Here is a 14,023-nt window from a genome sequence, read left to right as displayed (position 1 = left end):
GGCATTGGCGTAAGCTGGCCGGCCCTCCCCATGCCGGTCCGCTGCGCCCGTGTTCCGACCCGACATCACCCTCGACACCCTCAACGCCTGGTCCGAAGGCACGCTGATGCAGCCGCTCGGCATCGCCTTCACCGAGATCGGCCCGGACTACCTGCGCGGGACCATGCCGGTCGATGCGCGCACCCACCAGCCCTACGGCCTGCTGCATGGCGGTGCGTCCGCCGCGCTGGCCGAGACGCTCGGCAGCACCGCCGCCGGGATGTGCGTGGGTGAAGGTGAGGGCGTGGTGGGCATCGAGATCAACGCCAACCACCTGCGCGGCGTCCGCGAAGGCACGGTCACCGGCACCGCGCGCCCGCTGCACGTGGGCCGCAGCACCCAGGTCTGGGAAATCCGCATCGAGGACGAGGCCGGCCAGCTGGCCTGCATCTCGCGCCTGACCCTGGCCGTGATCCGCCGCCGCGGCTGAGCCGATGTTGTGGCGCAGCAACCGGCGTACGTCTATCGTGGCGCGATGACCCCCGCCCGTCGCGATCCCCCTCTGTTGCGCGTCCTTCGTTATCTCTGGCGGGTACCGCTGCTGCTCTGGCACGTCGTGGTGCACCTGCCCGTCGTCCTGCTGCTGATGAGCCCGCTGACCGGCGGCATCCGCGTGGGCGGGATGCGGCTGGAATACCGGTTGATCCGGTGGTGGTCGTGGATGCTGATGAAGGTGTTCGGGATCACCGTGCGCACGGTCGGCGAGCCGCTGCCGGGCGCGACGATGTTCGTCGCCAACCATGTCAGCTGGGTCGACATCGTGGTCCTGCACAGTACGCGGATGATGGGCTTCGTCGCCAAGCGCGAGATCGCCGGCTGGCCGCTGATCGGCTGGATGGCCGCGCGCGCCGACACCATCTTCCACCAGCGCGGCAGCCAGGAATCGCTGGGCGGGGTGATGGCGCAGATGCGTGGGCGGCTGGAGACCGGCCATTCGGTCGGCGCCTTCCCCGAAGGCGGCACCCGCGACGGCATCACCGTCGGGCCGTTCCACGCGCGCATCTTCACCGCCGCGGTCGAGGCCGGCGCGCCGGTGCAGCCGGTCGCATTGCGTTATGGCGAAGAGGGCGCCGCCCAGACCCGCGTCGCCTTCTGGCCGGGCGAGAACTTCGTGCAGAACTTCCTGCGCCTGCTCGGTGACCCGGCCTGCGTGGCCGACGTGATCTACCTGGCGCCTATCCTGCCGGGCGATGCCGAAGGCCGCCGGCGCATCGCCGACACCGCGCGCGAACGCATCATCGCGGTCCTGCCCGCCGCGCGATGAGGCGCATCGACAGCCCCTACCGCGCGCCGTGGTGGGCGGCGAGTCCGCATCTGCAATCGGTCCTGGCCAGCAGCCCGTGGCGCGTCGCCCGCGGGGCACGGCGGCTGAAGGCGATCGGCGCGGTCAGCCAAGCGCATGTGCTCGATGCCGGCGACGGCGTCCGCCTGCACGGCCTGCACAGCACGCTGCCGGGCCGTGCGCCGCGTGGCATGGCCCTGCTGCTGCACGGCTGGGAAGGCAGCGCCGAATCCGGCTACATGCGCCTGACCGCCGCGAACCTGCTCGAAGCCGGCTTCGACGTGTTCCGGCTCAACTTCCGCGACCACGGCCCCAGCCACCACCTCAACGAAGCGATCTTCCACTCCTGCCGGATCGACGAAGTCATCGGCGCGGCGAAACAGGTCGCGCAACGCTGGCCGCTGCAGTCGCTGGTGGTCGCCGGCTATTCGCTGGGCGGCAACTTCGCGCTGCGGCTCGCCCTGCACGCGCCGGCGAACGGCTTGCCGATCGCGCGGGTGGCCGCGGTCTGCCCGGCGCTTGATCCCGAACGCACCACGCAGGCGATGGAACGCGGCTTCCCGCTCTACCAGCGTTATTTCCTGCGCAAGTGGACGCGCTCGCTGCGGCGCAAGCGCGAGCTGTTTCCGCAGGCGCATGGCTTCGACGACGCATTCTTCAAGCTCGGCCTGCGCGACCTCACCGCGCGCCTGATCGAGCATGGCGGCATGGATGAATTCCCCGATGTCGCCGCCTATTTCGACGGCTACCGGATCAGCGCCGAACGGCTGGCCACGATGTCGGTCCCGGTCGACATCCTCACCTCCATGGACGACCCGGTGATCCCGGTCGATGACTTCGCCGGGCTGCAATTGCCGGACAGCGCCACGGTGGAGATCGCCGCGCACGGCGGCCACTGCGGCTTCCTGCGCGACGCCCGCCTGCACGGCTACGCCGAGGACTGGGTGGCGGCGAAGCTCTCGACCGCGCTTGCACCCACGTCCGCGTAACCTGCCGCCACCGCACCGGAGGAGATGACGATGAAGATCCGCAGCGACAGCTTCGCACAAGGCCAGCCGATTCCCTCCGAATTCGCGCTGGGTGCGCCGGACGGCTTTGGCGGCAACCGCAATCCGCATCTGGCGTGGACCGGTGCGCCGGCCGGCACGCAGTCCTTCGTGCTGCTCTGCATCGACACCGATGCACCCACCGATGCCTCGCTCGCCGGCAAGGCGGGCGTGGAGATCCCGGTCGAACACCCGCGCGGCGACTTCGTGCACTGGGCGGTGGTGGACCTGCCGCCGGAAATGACCGAGCTCGCCGCCGGCAGCTGCAGCGACGGCGTCACGAAGGGTGGCAAGGGCCCGTGCCAAGGCGAGGGCGCGCGCCAGGGGCTCAACGACTACACCGGCTGGTTCGCCGGCGATACCGGTGGGATGAAGGGCGAGTACTTCGGCTACGACGGCCCGTATCCGCCGCCGAACGACCTGCGCACGCACCGCTATTTCTTCCGCGTGTTCGCGCTGGATGTGGCGAAGCTGGACGTGCCGGAGGTGTTCACCGCCCACGACGCCCTGCGTGCGATGCACGGCCACGTGCTGGCCGAGGCGAGCACGTGGGGCAGCTATTCGCTGCACGGCTGACGCATCGCGATGACCCGCGCGGCATGGGCCGGTCGCCTGCGCGCGCTCAAGCGCGAGGCGCTGACCGTCTGGTGCGTGGCCCGGCATCCGCGCCTGCCGTGGGCGGTGCGCGGACTGGCGCTGGCGGTCGCCGCCTACGCCTTCAGCCCGATCGACCTGATCCCGGATTTCATCCCGCTGCTCGGCCTGCTCGATGACCTGCTGCTGGTGCCGCTGGGCGTGTGGGCGGTGTTGAAGATGGCGCCGGCCGATGTCGTCGCCGAGGCGCGCGCGCAGGCGGCGGTATTGGCGGACAAACCGGTCAGCCGCATGGCGGCGGCGGTGATCGCGCTGTTCTGGCTGGCCGTGATGGCCGCGTTCGGCGCGTGGGCGTGGCGGCGTTTCGGTTGAGGCGCGGGCTCAGCGCCGCGAGGGCAGGGCGATGCCCTGGAACCACAGCTGGTCGCCATCGAGCGTGGTCAGCCGCATCCGCAGCGCCGGCTGTTCCACCGAGAGCATCGACGCCGACGTGATCATCCGGGTGATGTCGCGTTCGGCGGCCATCAGGCGGGTGTCGCTGCAGGCGGCCAAGGTCTGCTGCACATCGAGCACTTCCAGCTGGTCCACCAGCACATAGCGGTAGTCGCCGCCGATGTGGTTGCAGGCGTTGTCGATGCGCAGCCGGTATTTGTCGAACTGCATCGACAGCTTGAGCCCGGGCTTGTCGAGCACGCTGGCGATGCGCCGGCCCTCGCTGTCGCGCGCATCGACCAGGCGCCAGATATGCGTCTGCAGCACCGTGCTGTCCTGCGCCGGGCCGCTGACGCGCGGCATCGATGACGGCGCGGGCGGCGGCGTTTCGGCGGCGGGTTTCGCGGCAGGTACCGGTTCCGGTGCAGGCTTGGCGCAGGCGGCCAGCAGCAGGGCGATACCGAGGGCGAGGGCGGGACGAAGCCGCATCACGCCGCCGCCGGCAGGAACAGCAGCAGCGCCACGCCCAACACCAGCCGGTACACGGCAAACGCGGTGAAACGATGGCTCTGGATGTAGCGCAGCAGCCACTTCACCGACACGAAGGCGGTGACCATAGAGGCGACGAAGGCGACCGCGAGCGCGGTCCAGTCCTCATGGGCGATGCCGCCGTCCTTGAGCATCGACAGCAGCTCCCAGGCGGTGGCCGCGAACATGGTGGGGATGCCGACCAGGAAGGCGAATTCGGTCGCCGCCGCGCGCGAGGTGGTGCCGGCCAGCAGCGCGACGAAGATGGTGGCCGCGCTGCGCGACGTGCCGGGGAACACGCCGGCCACCACCTGCGCGATGCCGACCAGCACCGCGGTCAGCCAGGAGATGTGCGTGCGTTCGCCTTCCCGGGCGGCGCGGCGGGCGGCGAGCTGTTCGGCGATCACCATCCAGACCGCGCCGATGACCAGCGCCCAGGCGATCGGGCGGATTTCATCGGGCAGTTCCCAGCCCAGTTTCTTGACCAGCACGCCGCCGACCGCGGTGACGCCGAACGCCACCGCCAGCTTGAACAGGTAGTCGCGCGCGGCGGCGGTCGTGGTGGGGTACGTGGGGTCGGGATCGGCGCTGGCCGGATAGCCCAGGAAGGCCTGCGCCAGCGCCCACAGCTTGCGCCAGTAGATGAAGACCACGGCGAGGATGGCGCCGGCCTGGATGGCGATGTTGAACAGGTCGCTGCGGTGGCCCAACCAGCGTTCGGCGATCAGCAGGTGGCCGGTGCTGGAGATCGGCAGGAATTCGGTGATGCCTTCGATGATGCCGAGCAGCAGCGCGGCGAGGAGGTCGGACATGGGCGGGCTCGGGCGGGGCAGCCCGCATCATCGGAAAAGCGGCCGGCGTTGTCGAACCGGCTTCCGGCGCCGGCCGGCTTCGGGCTTGGCCGGAGCATTTGCACCATGATGGCGGTCATGGCGGAAGATCATGCACCAACAAGGCGCAAAACGAAGCCGCATCCTCCATCATTCCACCCAAAATCAATGAGTTGAAGTGGAATCCCGGATGGCATGGGGCTTGCTGATACCGCGTATCCCCAACCCGCCGGAGCCGCCCATGTCGTTCGAACACGTCGAGAAACTCATCAAGGATCACAAGGTCGAGTGGGTCGACCTGCGCTTCGCCGACATGCGCGGCGTGCAGCACCACGTGACCTTCCCGGCGCATATCGTCGACCAGAGCCTGTTCGAGGACGGCCGCATGTTCGACGGCAGCTCGATCAGCGGCTGGCGCGGCATCCAGAACTCCGACATGGTCCTGCTGCCGGACGCCTCCACCGCCTTCCTCGACCCGTTCACCGCCGACCCGACCCTGGTGCTGGGCTGCGACATCCTGGACCCGACCACCATGCAGGCCTACAGCCGCGATCCGCGCGGGGTGGCCAAGCGCGCCGAGGCCTTCCTCAAGGCCAGCGGCATCGCCGACACCGCGTTCTTCGGCCCGGAGCCGGAGTTTTTCATCTTCGACAGCGTGCGCTTCGGCAACGACATGGGCCACACCTTCTTCCAGATCGATTCGGAGGAAGCGCACTGGAACTCCGCGCGTGACTACGACGGCCGCAACCACGGCTACCGCCCGATGGTGAAGGGCGGCTATTTCCCGGTCGCGCCGCTGGATTCGCTGCACGACATCCGCGCCGAGATGTGCAAAACGCTGACCCAGGTCGGCATCGAGGTGGAGGTGCACCACCACGAAGTGGCGAACGCCGGCCAGTGCGAGATCGGCACCCGCTTCGACACCCTGACCAAGAAGGCCGACGACCTGCTGACGATGAAGTACATCATCAAGAACGTCGCCCACCGCTACGGCAAGACCGCGACCTTCATGCCGAAGCCGATCGTCGGCGACAACGGCAGCGGCATGCACGTGCACCAGTCGCTGGCCAAGGGCGGCCAGAACCTGTTCACCGGGGACGGCTACGGTGGCCTGAGCCAGATGGCGCTGTGGTACATCGGCGGCATCTTCAAGCACGCGCGCGCGATCAACGCCTTCGCCAACAGCACCACCAACAGCTACAAGCGCCTGGTGCCGGGCTACGAGGCGCCGGTGATGCTGGCCTACTCGGCGTCCAACCGTTCGGCGTCGTGCCGCATCCCGTACGTGGCCAACCCGAAGGCGCGCCGCATCGAGATCCGCTTCCCCGACCCGATGAACACCGGCTACCTGACCTTCGCCGCGCTGATGATGGCCGGCCTGGACGGCATCCGGAACCAGATCGATCCGGGCTCGCCGAGCGACAAGGACCTCTACGACCTGCCGCCGGAAGAGGAGAAGAACATCCCGACCGTCTGCCATTCGTTGGATCAGGCGCTGGACGCGCTGGACAAGGACCGCGAGTTCCTCAAGGCCGGCGGCGTGTTTACCGACGACTTCATCGATGCGTACATTGCGCTGAAGTCGAAGGAGGTCACCAGCTTCCGCGCGGCGACCCACCCGCTCGAATACCAGATGTACTACACGATCTGATCCGACCCGAAGCCCAGCCACGCGCGGGGCTTCGGCGTTGCGGGAGGGGCGATGGCGGGGAACCTGCACATCCGCGATGCACAGCCTGCCCACGCGGCTGCGCATGGCGGGCATTCACGCGATGATCGCCGGCATCTCGCTGCCCAACCCGGCCAGCGTGGCGCTGCATGAGTGTCTCGGCCTCACGCCCATCGGCCGCTTCCGCGAAGTCGGCTTCAAGTGCGGGCGCTGGGTCGATGTCGTTTATTGGCAACTGATCCTGGAGGATTGATGGACGCGATGCAGGTCGAAAAGGGTGATGTGGCGTGGATGCTGGTCTCGACGCTGCTGGTGGTGCTTATGATCGCGCCCGGACTGGCGCTGTTCTACGGCGGCCTGGTGCGGGCCAAGAACATCCTGTCGATGCTGACCCAAGTGCTGGTGGTGGCCGCGCTGGCGCTGGTGCTGTGGGTGCTGTTCGGCTACTCGCTGGCCTTCGACGGCGGCAACGCGGTGATCGGCGGTGCGGGCAAGTGGCTGCTGCACGGCATCGGCCCGGACAGCGTGTCCGCGACCTTCAGTGCCGGCATCGCCATTCCCGAACTGGTCTATGTCGCCTTCCAAGGCGCGTTCGCCGCCATCAGCTGCGCGCTGGTGGTGGGCGCGATCGCCGAGCGCGCACGCTTCGGCGCGGTGCTGCTGTTCACCGCGATCTGGTTCACCCTCGCCTACCTGCCGCTGGCGCACATGGTGTGGGCATCTAGCGGCTGGCTGTTCGCCCATGGCGCGCTGGATTTCGCCGGCGGCACGGTGGTGCACATCAATGCCGGCATCGCCGGGCTGGTCGGCGCATGGCTGCTCGGCCCGCGCATCGGCTGGGGCCGCGAGCGGATGTCGCCGCACAGCCTGCCCCTTACCTTCACCGGCGCGGCGCTGCTGTGGGTGGGCTGGTTCGGTTTCAACGCCGGTTCCGCGCTGGAGGCCAACGGCGTGGCGGCCCTGGCCATGCTCAACACCCTGGTGGCTTCCGCCGCCGGCGTGCTGGCATGGAGCCTGATCGAGTCGCTGAGGCGCGGACGCGCCTCGATGCTGGGCGCGGCCTCGGGCGTGGTGGCCGGACTGGTCGCGGTGACGCCGGCCTGCGGGACGGTCGGCGTCGGCGGTGCGCTGGTGATAGGCGCGGCCGGGGGCTTCGCGGGCTACTGGGGCGTCAATGCGATCAAGCGCTGGCTGCGTGCGGATGACACGCTCGATGTCTTCGGCATCCACGGGGTCTGCGGCATCGTCGGGGCGCTGCTGACCGGGGTGTTCAGTGCGCCTTCGCTGGGCGGTTACGGCGCGCACGGCTATGCGATGGGCCATCAACTCGCGGTCCAATTGCTGGGCGTAGGCGTGACCCTGGCCTGGTCAGGCGCTGTCGCGGGGCTGGCCTTCCTCATCGCCAAGCCACTGTTCGGCCTCCGGGTCAGCCACGAAGCCGAGCGCGAGGGCCTGGACATTGCCAGCCACGGGGAATCCGCCTACGAACTCTGAAGGGCGCGAGTGCTCCAGCCGCGACCGGCTATGATCGGGCCATGCGCCCGATCCTCGCCGCCATGTCCGCGCTGCTGCTGGCCGCCTGCGCCGCCGCGCCCGCGCGCAACCCGTTGGCGACCTGGGTGCCTTCGCCCAATTTCGAGGCGCGGCAGCCGGCGATCATCGTGCTGCACGCCACCGAGCAGGACGGCGTGCGGCAGAGCCTGGACACGCTGCGCAGCGCCAACAGCGGCGGCAAGGTCAGCGCGCACTACCTGATCGGCGAGGACGGCCGGCGCTACCAGCTGGTGGCCGACGACATGCGCGCCTGGCATGCCGGCGGCGGCAGCTGGGGCACCATCACCGACCTCAATTCCGCGTCGATCGGCATCGAGCTGGACAACGATGGCGATGAAGCATTTGCCGACGCGCAGATCGACAGCCTGATCGTGCTGCTGGACGACCTGTGCAGGCGGTTCGGCATCCCGAAATCGCAGGTGATCGCGCATGCCGACATGGCGCCGACGCGCAAGCGCGATCCGGGCGCGCGCTTCCCGTGGGCGCGGTTGCACGAAGCCGGCTTCGGGCGCTGGCCGGTGGGCGTGCTGGAGGACGTGCCATCGGGCTTCGACCCGTGGCTGGCGATGGCGGCGATCGGTTATCCGCTCAGGGACCGCGCCGCCGCGGTGCGCGCCTTCCATCGCCATTTCCGGGGCCGCGATGATGGCGAGGATGCCAACGCCGCCTTCGATGCCGAGGACCTGCGCATCCTGCACGCGCTGTCGAAACCCTGAGATCCGAGCGCGAAAACGCCGGGCGGACCCGGCGTCTTCAAGACCCGCGGCGGCGACCGGAGCCGCCTCCTGATAAGCCGCTTATTCCTGGAACGTCACCGGCGTGCCGGCCTTGACCGCGCTGGCCACGGCCTCCGCCGCGAAGTTGGTCAGGCGCACGCAGCCCGAGGACTGGGTGCGGCTGATGTGCCCGGGTTCCGGCGTGCCATGGATGCCGTAGTGCTCCTTGCTGAGGTCGATCCAGACGATGCCCACCGGGCCGTTCGGGCCGGGCGGCAGCAGCGCGGGCTTGGCGTCCTTCGGCTGGTTCACCAGCAGCTTCGGGTTGTACTTGTAGTCGGGGTTGTGGGCGACGCCGTTGACCTTCCACTCGCCGATCGGCAGCGGGAACTGCGACGAGCCGGTGGACGCCGGGAACTGCGCGTAGATCTTGCCGGCGTCATCGACCAGCTGCAGCGCGGCCTCCGACTTGTCCACCACGATCCGCGCGGCCGGCTTGATCTGCTGCGCCGGACGCGTGTACGGCACCACCAGTTCGGTGCCGGCCTTGGCGAAGTCGGCGTTGGGGTTGAGCGCCTTGATCAGCTCCGGCTTGGCGTTGTACTTCTCGCCGAGCATCTCGTAGATGTCCTGGTAGACGATGCGCTCCATCTTCGCCTTGTCCTCCATGCGCTTGGGCGTGGGCGCGTAGGGGCCGTCGATGTCCTTCTGGGTCAGCGCGTATCTGACCAGCGCCGGCGCGGTGTCCTTGTTGAGCTCGGCCCAGGTGGCCGCGTCCAGGTTGCCGCTGACCTCGATGCCGCGATCCTTCTGGAACGCCCGCACCGCCTTGGCCACGTTCATGCCTTCCTTGCCGTCGATCTCGCCGGTGGAGAAGTGCGCGCGCAGCAGCAGCACCTGGGCGCGCAGCACGCCGTCCGGGCCGGTGGTGCTGGCAATGTCGTTGGCTTTCTGGTCCGGCGCGCCGGCCGGGGCGGGCGCATCGGTGGCGACCGCGTCCAGCGGATAGCCGTCGGCGCCGTAGAGCTCGATCGGTGGCGGGGTCGATGCCGGCGGCGGCGTGGTGGCCGGGTCGGGCATCGGCGTCACCGCGGCCTGTTGCGCGGGTTCGGCCGGCGCCGTGGCGGTCGGCGCGGGGTCGCTGCAGGCGGCGAGCATGAGGGTGGTGGCGATGGCGGCGGCGAGCGGTCGCAGTGACATGGGCGTTGGGTCCGTTTCCGTGGGCTTGGCCCGATCCTGCCGCAGCGCCCGGACACGCGGCCGTGAAAGCGCGGGCCGCCGTTCATCGCCCGGCCATCGTTGTCCGCGCCGCGTGCGCTCGCCCCATAATGGTGCAATGCCCGACACCCCCGCCGCCGCCGCGCCCGCCCTCGATCTGCTTGCCACGCCGGTGGTCTGGGGCGATGCCGCCGGCCTGCTGCGCGGCTGCAACCCGGCGTTCGCGCGCTGGCTGGGCGTCGGCCAGCGCCGGCTGCAGGGCCTGCCGCTGGCCTCGCTGGAGGTGCAGGGCGAGCGCCTCGCCCAGTGGCTGGCGGTGGATGCGGGCGATGTGGCTTCGGTCGCGCCGCGCCTGCGCCGGGTGGCGATGGCGGTGCCGGGCGGCATCGAGCCGCGCTTCGCCGACCTCTGGCTCACGCGCAGCGAAGAAGGCTGGTGGCTGGAAGCGCATCCCGTCGACGAATTCCCCGAAGGCGATGCCGGCGCGGCCCTGCCCGCCGCCGTCGCCGCCGCGCTCAAGGGCCTCGCGCATGAGCTTCGCAACCCGCTGGCCGGCATCAAGGGCGGCGCGCAACTGCTGGCGCGACGCCATGCGGATGCCGCCTCCAGCGAACTCACCCAGCTGATCCAGTCCGAGGTGGACCGGCTCGCCGCGCTGCTCGACCGCCTGATGGCCCCGCAGCCGGCCACGCCGCATGCGCCGCTCAACCTGCACGCGGTGCTCGACCGCGTGCTGCGGCTGGCCGAAAACGACGCCGGCTGGGCGGTGCGCCTGATCCGCGACTACGACCCCAGTCTGCCGGAGATCGACGGCGACGCCGACCGCCTGGCGCAGGCCGCGTGGAACCTGGTCCGCAACGCGATCGAGGCCGGCGCCACGCAGGTGACCCTGCGCACCCGCGCCGAACATGGCGCGCGGATCGCCGACGGCGTGCATCCGCTGGCGCTGCGGCTGGACATCGTCGATGACGGTCGCGGCATTCCCGACGAACTGGCCGAGCAGGTCTTCCTGCCGCTGATCAGCGGGCGCGCCGAAGGCAGCGGGCTGGGGCTGGCGCTGGCCCAGCAGGTGACGCGCGAGCATCGCGGGGCGCTGAGCTTCCGTTCGCGGCCGGGCCACACGGTGTTCACCCTGCTGCTGCCGCCGGCGCGGGAGCTGGGCGATGACTGAGGCGGCGAACATCTGGGTGGTCGATGACGACCACGGCGTGCGCTTCGTGCTGGCCACCGCGCTGCGCGAGGCCGGCCATGCGGTCACCGCCTTCGCCAGTGGCGAGGAAGCGTTGGCCCGCCTCGAAGCCGCATCGCCCCCCGCGCTGCTGTTCACCGACGTGCGGATGCCCGGCGAAGGCGGCCTCGCGCTGCTGGAACGCCTGAAGGCGCGGCACCCGTCGCTGCCGGTGGTGGTGATGAGCGCGCATACCGATGTCGCTTCGACCGCCGGCGCGTTCCGTGGCGGTGCCTTCGAATTCCTGTCCAAGCCCTTCGACCTCGACCAGGCCGTGGCGCTGGCCGCGCGCGCGCTCGACCAGCGCCGTGCCGATGACGCACCCGACGCCACCGCCGAAGCCGGCATCGACACCCCCGCCGATGCCCCCGCCGCGATGCTGATCGGCCAGGCCCCGGCGATGCAGACGCTGTTCCGCGCCATCGGCCGGGTCGCGCAGGCGCCGCTCAACGTGCTGGTCACCGGCGAGACCGGCACCGGCAAGGAACTGGTGGCGCGCGCGCTGCACCGCGAATCGCCGCGCGCCGGGCGGCCGTTCGTCGCGCTCAACACCGCCGCCATTCCCGCCGAGCTGCTGGAATCCGAACTGTTCGGCCACGAGGCCGGCGCGTTCACCGGCGCGGCCAGGCGCCACATCGGGCGCTTCGAGCAGGCGCACGGCGGCACGCTGTTCCTCGACGAGATCGGCGATATGCCGGCGGCCTTGCAGACGCGGCTGCTACGCGTGCTGGCCGAAGGCGAGTTCTTCCGCGTCGGTGGCCGCGAACTGATCCGGGTCGATGTGCGCATCGTCGCCGCCACGCACCAGCCGTTGCAGGCGCTGGTGGACGAAGGCCGCTTCCGCGCCGACCTGCTGCACCGACTCGACGTGGTGCGGCTGGCATTGCCGCCGCTGCGCGAGCGCCGCGAAGACATTCCGGCGCTGGCCGAGGCCTTCATGCCGGCGGCCGCGCGCAAGCTCGGGGTCAAGCCGAAGCAGTTCGGCAAGGCCGCGCTGCAACGCCTCGCGCAGCACGACTGGCCGGGCAATGTGCGCGAACTGGAAAACCTGTGCTGGCGATTGGCGGCGATGGCGCCGGGCGAACGCATCGGCGTGGCCGACCTGGGCGAGGGCCTGCGCGTGTCGGTGGGCAGCGAAGGCTGGGAACAGGCGCTGCTGGCCTGGGCCACCCGCGAACTGGAAGGCGAGGGCGGCGACCTGCATGGCCGCGCCCGTGAACGCTTCGACCGCATCCTGCTGGAAGCCGCGCTGGCGGCCAGCGAAGGCCATCGCGGGCAGGCGGCGGAGAAGCTCGGGCTGGGCCGCAACACGCTGACCCGCAAGCTCGGCGCCTCGCGCACGCGGCGGCGCAGGGACACGCCGGGCGGCTGAGTTGACCGCGGCATCGGCGTGTTTCATGCCGCATGGACCGGCGGGCGGCTAGGGTCGGGACATCCCCCGCAGGAGCAGCACCATGAATCTTCGACTTCCCCTTGCCCTCGCCGCCGTCGGCGCCTTCGCGCTGGCCGGCTGCGCCACCACCTCCAGCCGCACCAGCGCGACGGTGCAGCTGTCGCCGGCGACCGGCAGTTCCGTCGCCGGCACCCTGACCGTGATGCCGATGGGCACCGGCATCCACCTGACCGGCAACATCGCCGGGCTGGCGCCGGGCAGCACGCATGCCTTCCACATCCACGAAAAGGGCGATTGCAGCGCCGCCGATTTCAGCAGCGCCGGCGGCCACTTCAACCCGACCGCGCAGCCGCATGGCCGCGCCGCGCAGGGCGCGCACCACCTGGGCGACAACGACAACCTGGTCGCCGATGCCAACGGCGTGGCGCGGGTGGACGCGCATTTCGAAGGCGTGGTGATCGGGGGCGGCGCGTTGAACGACGTGCTCGGCAAGGCGGTGATCATCCACGCCGGCACCGATGACTACACCACCCAGCCGACCGGCAATGCCGGCGGCCGGATCGCCTGCGGGGTGATCCGCTAGGCCGTCAGCGCGGCGCGCGCGCCGTCCGGGTCCGGGCAGTCCACGTAGGTGACGTTGATGCCGTGCGCGTCGAGCACGGCGGCCAGCTGGCGCAGCCGGGCTTCGAAGAAGCCGCGCATCCGCTCAAGCCGCGCCGGGTCGGTTTCGGCCGGCGCGTAACGGCGGCGCCAGGCGTCGTCGGAGAACAGCGCGATCCGCCCTTCGCCATCGCCATATCTCAACAGCGGTTCCGGCGGCGCATCCAGCCAGGCTTCGCCGGCGGGCGCGAGCAGCGCGGTTTCCACCAGCGGCCACAGCGGCTCCAGCCCCATGTGGCCGTAGTTGAGCGCGGTCATCGCGGCCAGGTCGTGGACGGTGAGGTAGCGGGCGTGCTCGATGCGGCTGCCGAAGGCCTCCTGCGCCATCAGCGCGGTTTCGGCGCGGGCCATGCCGCGGTCCACCAGCACTTCCTCCATGCGCGCGCCGACCGCGTCCGCGCCATCGCCGGCCAGCAGGATCGGCAGCACGCGGAAATGGCCCCCGGCCAGTTCCGGCTCGCATTGCAGAGGTTGCGGGATGTCGCCATCGGCGTCCGCACCGAAACCGATGATGCGTGGGCCGGCATTACGGCCCGGCGCGCGCAGGCGCAGTTCGTGCAGGCGGCGGTGCATCGGCCAGCCCGGGCGCAGCACTTCGGCGGGATCGACATGCGCACCCATCACCACCAGGTCCAAGGTGGCGGCTTCAGGCACCAGCAGGCTCAGGTCGTGGCCGATGCGTTCGGCCAGCGCGCCGGCTTCGGCCTGCGACAGCGCGGGCCTGGGCGCGGGGGCATCGGGCATCCATTCCAGCGCCATCACGGCGAGCACGGAAAGGTCGGAAACGGCGTCGGTCATCGCGTGCGTGTCGGCGGGGCGGGCGGTAGACTCGCA

General features: G+C 70.4%; 15 protein-coding genes and 1 pseudogene. 12 read left to right on the top strand and 4 right to left on the bottom strand.

The window, feature by feature from the left end; translation table 11 throughout:
* Positions 1 to 106: 106 nt before the first annotated feature.
* From DCD74_RS09815 to DCD74_RS09795, 5 genes are read left to right on the top strand one after another with little or no spacing between them, the layout of a single operon-like run.
* On the top strand, positions 107 to 469 hold the full coding sequence (locus DCD74_RS09815) for a hotdog fold thioesterase (protein WP_112927792.1): 363 nt from the start codon (positions 107 to 109) through the stop codon (positions 467 to 469).
* Positions 470 to 514: 45 nt separating this feature from the next.
* Complete coding sequence (locus DCD74_RS09810) at positions 515 to 1,303, top strand: lysophospholipid acyltransferase family protein (RefSeq protein ID WP_112927791.1); 789 nt, start codon at positions 515 to 517, stop codon at positions 1,301 to 1,303.
* Positions 1,300 to 2,310: a YheT family hydrolase gene (locus tag DCD74_RS09805; RefSeq protein ID WP_112927146.1), complete on the top strand. Its 1,011-nt coding sequence runs from the start codon at positions 1,300 to 1,302 to the stop codon at positions 2,308 to 2,310. Before DCD74_RS09810 ends, DCD74_RS09805 begins: the two co-directional genes overlap by 4 nt.
* 30 nt (positions 2,311 to 2,340) lie before the next feature.
* Entirely contained in the window at positions 2,341 to 2,943 is a 603-nt protein-coding gene (locus DCD74_RS09800; protein WP_112927145.1) for a YbhB/YbcL family Raf kinase inhibitor-like protein, read from the top strand.
* Positions 2,944 to 2,952: 9 nt separating this feature from the next.
* Positions 2,953 to 3,333 (top strand): YkvA family protein, encoded by a 381-nt coding sequence (locus DCD74_RS09795; protein ID WP_112927144.1) that lies wholly within the window; start codon positions 2,953 to 2,955, stop codon positions 3,331 to 3,333.
* A 9-nt stretch (positions 3,334 to 3,342) separates the two neighbouring features.
* On the opposite strand, the gene DCD74_RS09790 is transcribed toward DCD74_RS09795, so the two are convergent.
* Both DCD74_RS09790 and DCD74_RS09785 read right to left on the bottom strand, forming a co-directional pair.
* Positions 3,343 to 3,882 (bottom strand): META domain-containing protein, encoded by a 540-nt coding sequence (locus DCD74_RS09790; protein ID WP_112927143.1) that lies wholly within the window; start codon positions 3,880 to 3,882, stop codon positions 3,343 to 3,345.
* On the bottom strand, positions 3,882 to 4,733 hold the full coding sequence (locus DCD74_RS09785) for an undecaprenyl-diphosphate phosphatase (RefSeq protein WP_112927142.1): 852 nt from the start codon (positions 4,731 to 4,733) through the stop codon (positions 3,882 to 3,884). The genes DCD74_RS09790 and DCD74_RS09785 overlap by 1 nt, the downstream gene beginning before the upstream one ends.
* Positions 4,734 to 4,992: 259 nt before the next feature.
* Between DCD74_RS09785 and glnA the strand changes: the two genes are divergently transcribed.
* The 4 genes from glnA (at position 4,993) to DCD74_RS09765 (ending at position 8,690) form a co-directional block, all read left to right on the top strand.
* Positions 4,993 to 6,402, top strand: a complete 1,410-nt coding sequence (gene glnA / locus DCD74_RS09780) for a type I glutamate--ammonia ligase (protein ID WP_112927141.1) — start codon at positions 4,993 to 4,995, stop codon at positions 6,400 to 6,402.
* 76 nt (positions 6,403 to 6,478) lie between these two features.
* Entirely contained in the window at positions 6,479 to 6,673 is a 195-nt protein-coding gene (locus DCD74_RS09775; RefSeq protein ID WP_112927140.1) for a GNAT family N-acetyltransferase, read from the top strand.
* Positions 6,631 to 7,914 carry an ammonium transporter gene (gene amt / locus DCD74_RS09770; RefSeq protein WP_407072236.1) on the top strand — a complete coding sequence of 428 codons (1,284 nt, stop codon included), beginning with the start codon at positions 6,631 to 6,633 and terminating at the stop codon, positions 7,912 to 7,914. Before DCD74_RS09775 ends, amt begins: the two co-directional genes overlap by 43 nt.
* A gap of 41 nt (positions 7,915 to 7,955) precedes the next feature.
* Entirely contained in the window at positions 7,956 to 8,690 is a 735-nt protein-coding gene (locus DCD74_RS09765) for an N-acetylmuramoyl-L-alanine amidase (protein ID WP_112927138.1), read from the top strand.
* An 81-nt stretch (positions 8,691 to 8,771) separates the two neighbouring features.
* On the opposite strand, the gene DCD74_RS09760 is transcribed toward DCD74_RS09765, so the two are convergent.
* Positions 8,772 to 9,890: a L,D-transpeptidase family protein gene (locus tag DCD74_RS09760; RefSeq protein WP_237049585.1), complete on the bottom strand. Its 1,119-nt coding sequence runs from the start codon at positions 9,888 to 9,890 to the stop codon at positions 8,772 to 8,774.
* A 136-nt stretch (positions 9,891 to 10,026) separates the two neighbouring features.
* On the opposite strand from DCD74_RS09760, the gene DCD74_RS09755 reads away from it, so the two are divergent.
* The 3 genes and pseudogenes from DCD74_RS09755 to DCD74_RS09745 all read left to right on the top strand — a co-directional run bounded on the left by DCD74_RS09755 (position 10,027) and on the right by DCD74_RS09745 (position 13,112).
* A complete protein-coding gene (locus DCD74_RS09755; protein WP_112927137.1) occupies positions 10,027 to 11,079 on the top strand; it encodes a two-component system sensor histidine kinase NtrB in 1,053 nt (350 codons plus the stop codon).
* Positions 11,072 to 12,508, top strand: a complete 1,437-nt coding sequence (gene ntrC / locus DCD74_RS09750) for a nitrogen regulation protein NR(I) (RefSeq protein ID WP_112927136.1) — start codon at positions 11,072 to 11,074, stop codon at positions 12,506 to 12,508. Before DCD74_RS09755 ends, ntrC begins: the two co-directional genes overlap by 8 nt.
* A gap of 61 nt (positions 12,509 to 12,569) precedes the next feature.
* Positions 12,570 to 13,112 (top strand): annotated as a pseudogene (locus DCD74_RS09745) (superoxide dismutase family protein).
* Here DCD74_RS09745 and DCD74_RS09740 read toward each other — a convergent pair.
* Complete coding sequence (locus DCD74_RS09740) at positions 13,109 to 13,987, bottom strand: hypothetical protein (protein ID WP_162615972.1); 879 nt, start codon at positions 13,985 to 13,987, stop codon at positions 13,109 to 13,111. The pseudogene DCD74_RS09745 and the gene DCD74_RS09740 sit on opposite strands and share 4 nt — an antisense overlap.
* Positions 13,988 to 14,023: the final 36 nt, after the last annotated feature.

The organism is Lysobacter oculi (assembly GCF_003293695.1).
In the GTDB taxonomy this organism is placed as follows: Bacteria; Pseudomonadota; Gammaproteobacteria; order Xanthomonadales; family Xanthomonadaceae; genus Solilutibacter; species Solilutibacter oculi.
This window is presented reverse-complemented; position numbering and strand designations above follow the sequence as displayed.

Excerpts from the sequence above, each read along its gene's own strand:
- DCD74_RS09815 (WP_112927792.1), top strand. The coding sequence starts at position 107 with ATGCAGCCGCTCGGCATCGCCTTCACCGAGATCGGCCCGGACTACCTG.
- DCD74_RS09810 (WP_112927791.1), top strand. The coding sequence starts at position 515 with ATGACCCCCGCCCGTCGCGATCCCCCTCTGTTGCGCGTCCTTCGTTAT.
- DCD74_RS09805 (WP_112927146.1), top strand. The coding sequence starts at position 1,300 with ATGAGGCGCATCGACAGCCCCTACCGCGCGCCGTGGTGGGCGGCGAGT.
- DCD74_RS09800 (WP_112927145.1), top strand. The coding sequence starts at position 2,341 with ATGAAGATCCGCAGCGACAGCTTCGCACAAGGCCAGCCGATTCCCTCC.
- DCD74_RS09795 (WP_112927144.1), top strand. The coding sequence starts at position 2,953 with ATGACCCGCGCGGCATGGGCCGGTCGCCTGCGCGCGCTCAAGCGCGAG.
- DCD74_RS09790 (WP_112927143.1), bottom strand. The coding sequence starts at position 3,882 with ATGCGGCTTCGTCCCGCCCTCGCCCTCGGTATCGCCCTGCTGCTGGCC.
- DCD74_RS09785 (WP_112927142.1), bottom strand. The coding sequence starts at position 4,733 with ATGTCCGACCTCCTCGCCGCGCTGCTGCTCGGCATCATCGAAGGCATC.
- glnA (WP_112927141.1), top strand. The coding sequence starts at position 4,993 with ATGTCGTTCGAACACGTCGAGAAACTCATCAAGGATCACAAGGTCGAG.
- DCD74_RS09775 (WP_112927140.1), top strand. The coding sequence starts at position 6,479 with ATGCACAGCCTGCCCACGCGGCTGCGCATGGCGGGCATTCACGCGATG.
- DCD74_RS09765 (WP_112927138.1), top strand. The coding sequence starts at position 7,956 with ATGCGCCCGATCCTCGCCGCCATGTCCGCGCTGCTGCTGGCCGCCTGC.
- DCD74_RS09760 (WP_237049585.1), bottom strand. The coding sequence starts at position 9,890 with ATGTCACTGCGACCGCTCGCCGCCGCCATCGCCACCACCCTCATGCTC.
- DCD74_RS09755 (WP_112927137.1), top strand. The coding sequence starts at position 10,027 with ATGCCCGACACCCCCGCCGCCGCCGCGCCCGCCCTCGATCTGCTTGCC.
- ntrC (WP_112927136.1), top strand. The coding sequence starts at position 11,072 with ATGACTGAGGCGGCGAACATCTGGGTGGTCGATGACGACCACGGCGTG.
- DCD74_RS09740 (WP_162615972.1), bottom strand. The coding sequence starts at position 13,987 with ATGACCGACGCCGTTTCCGACCTTTCCGTGCTCGCCGTGATGGCGCTG.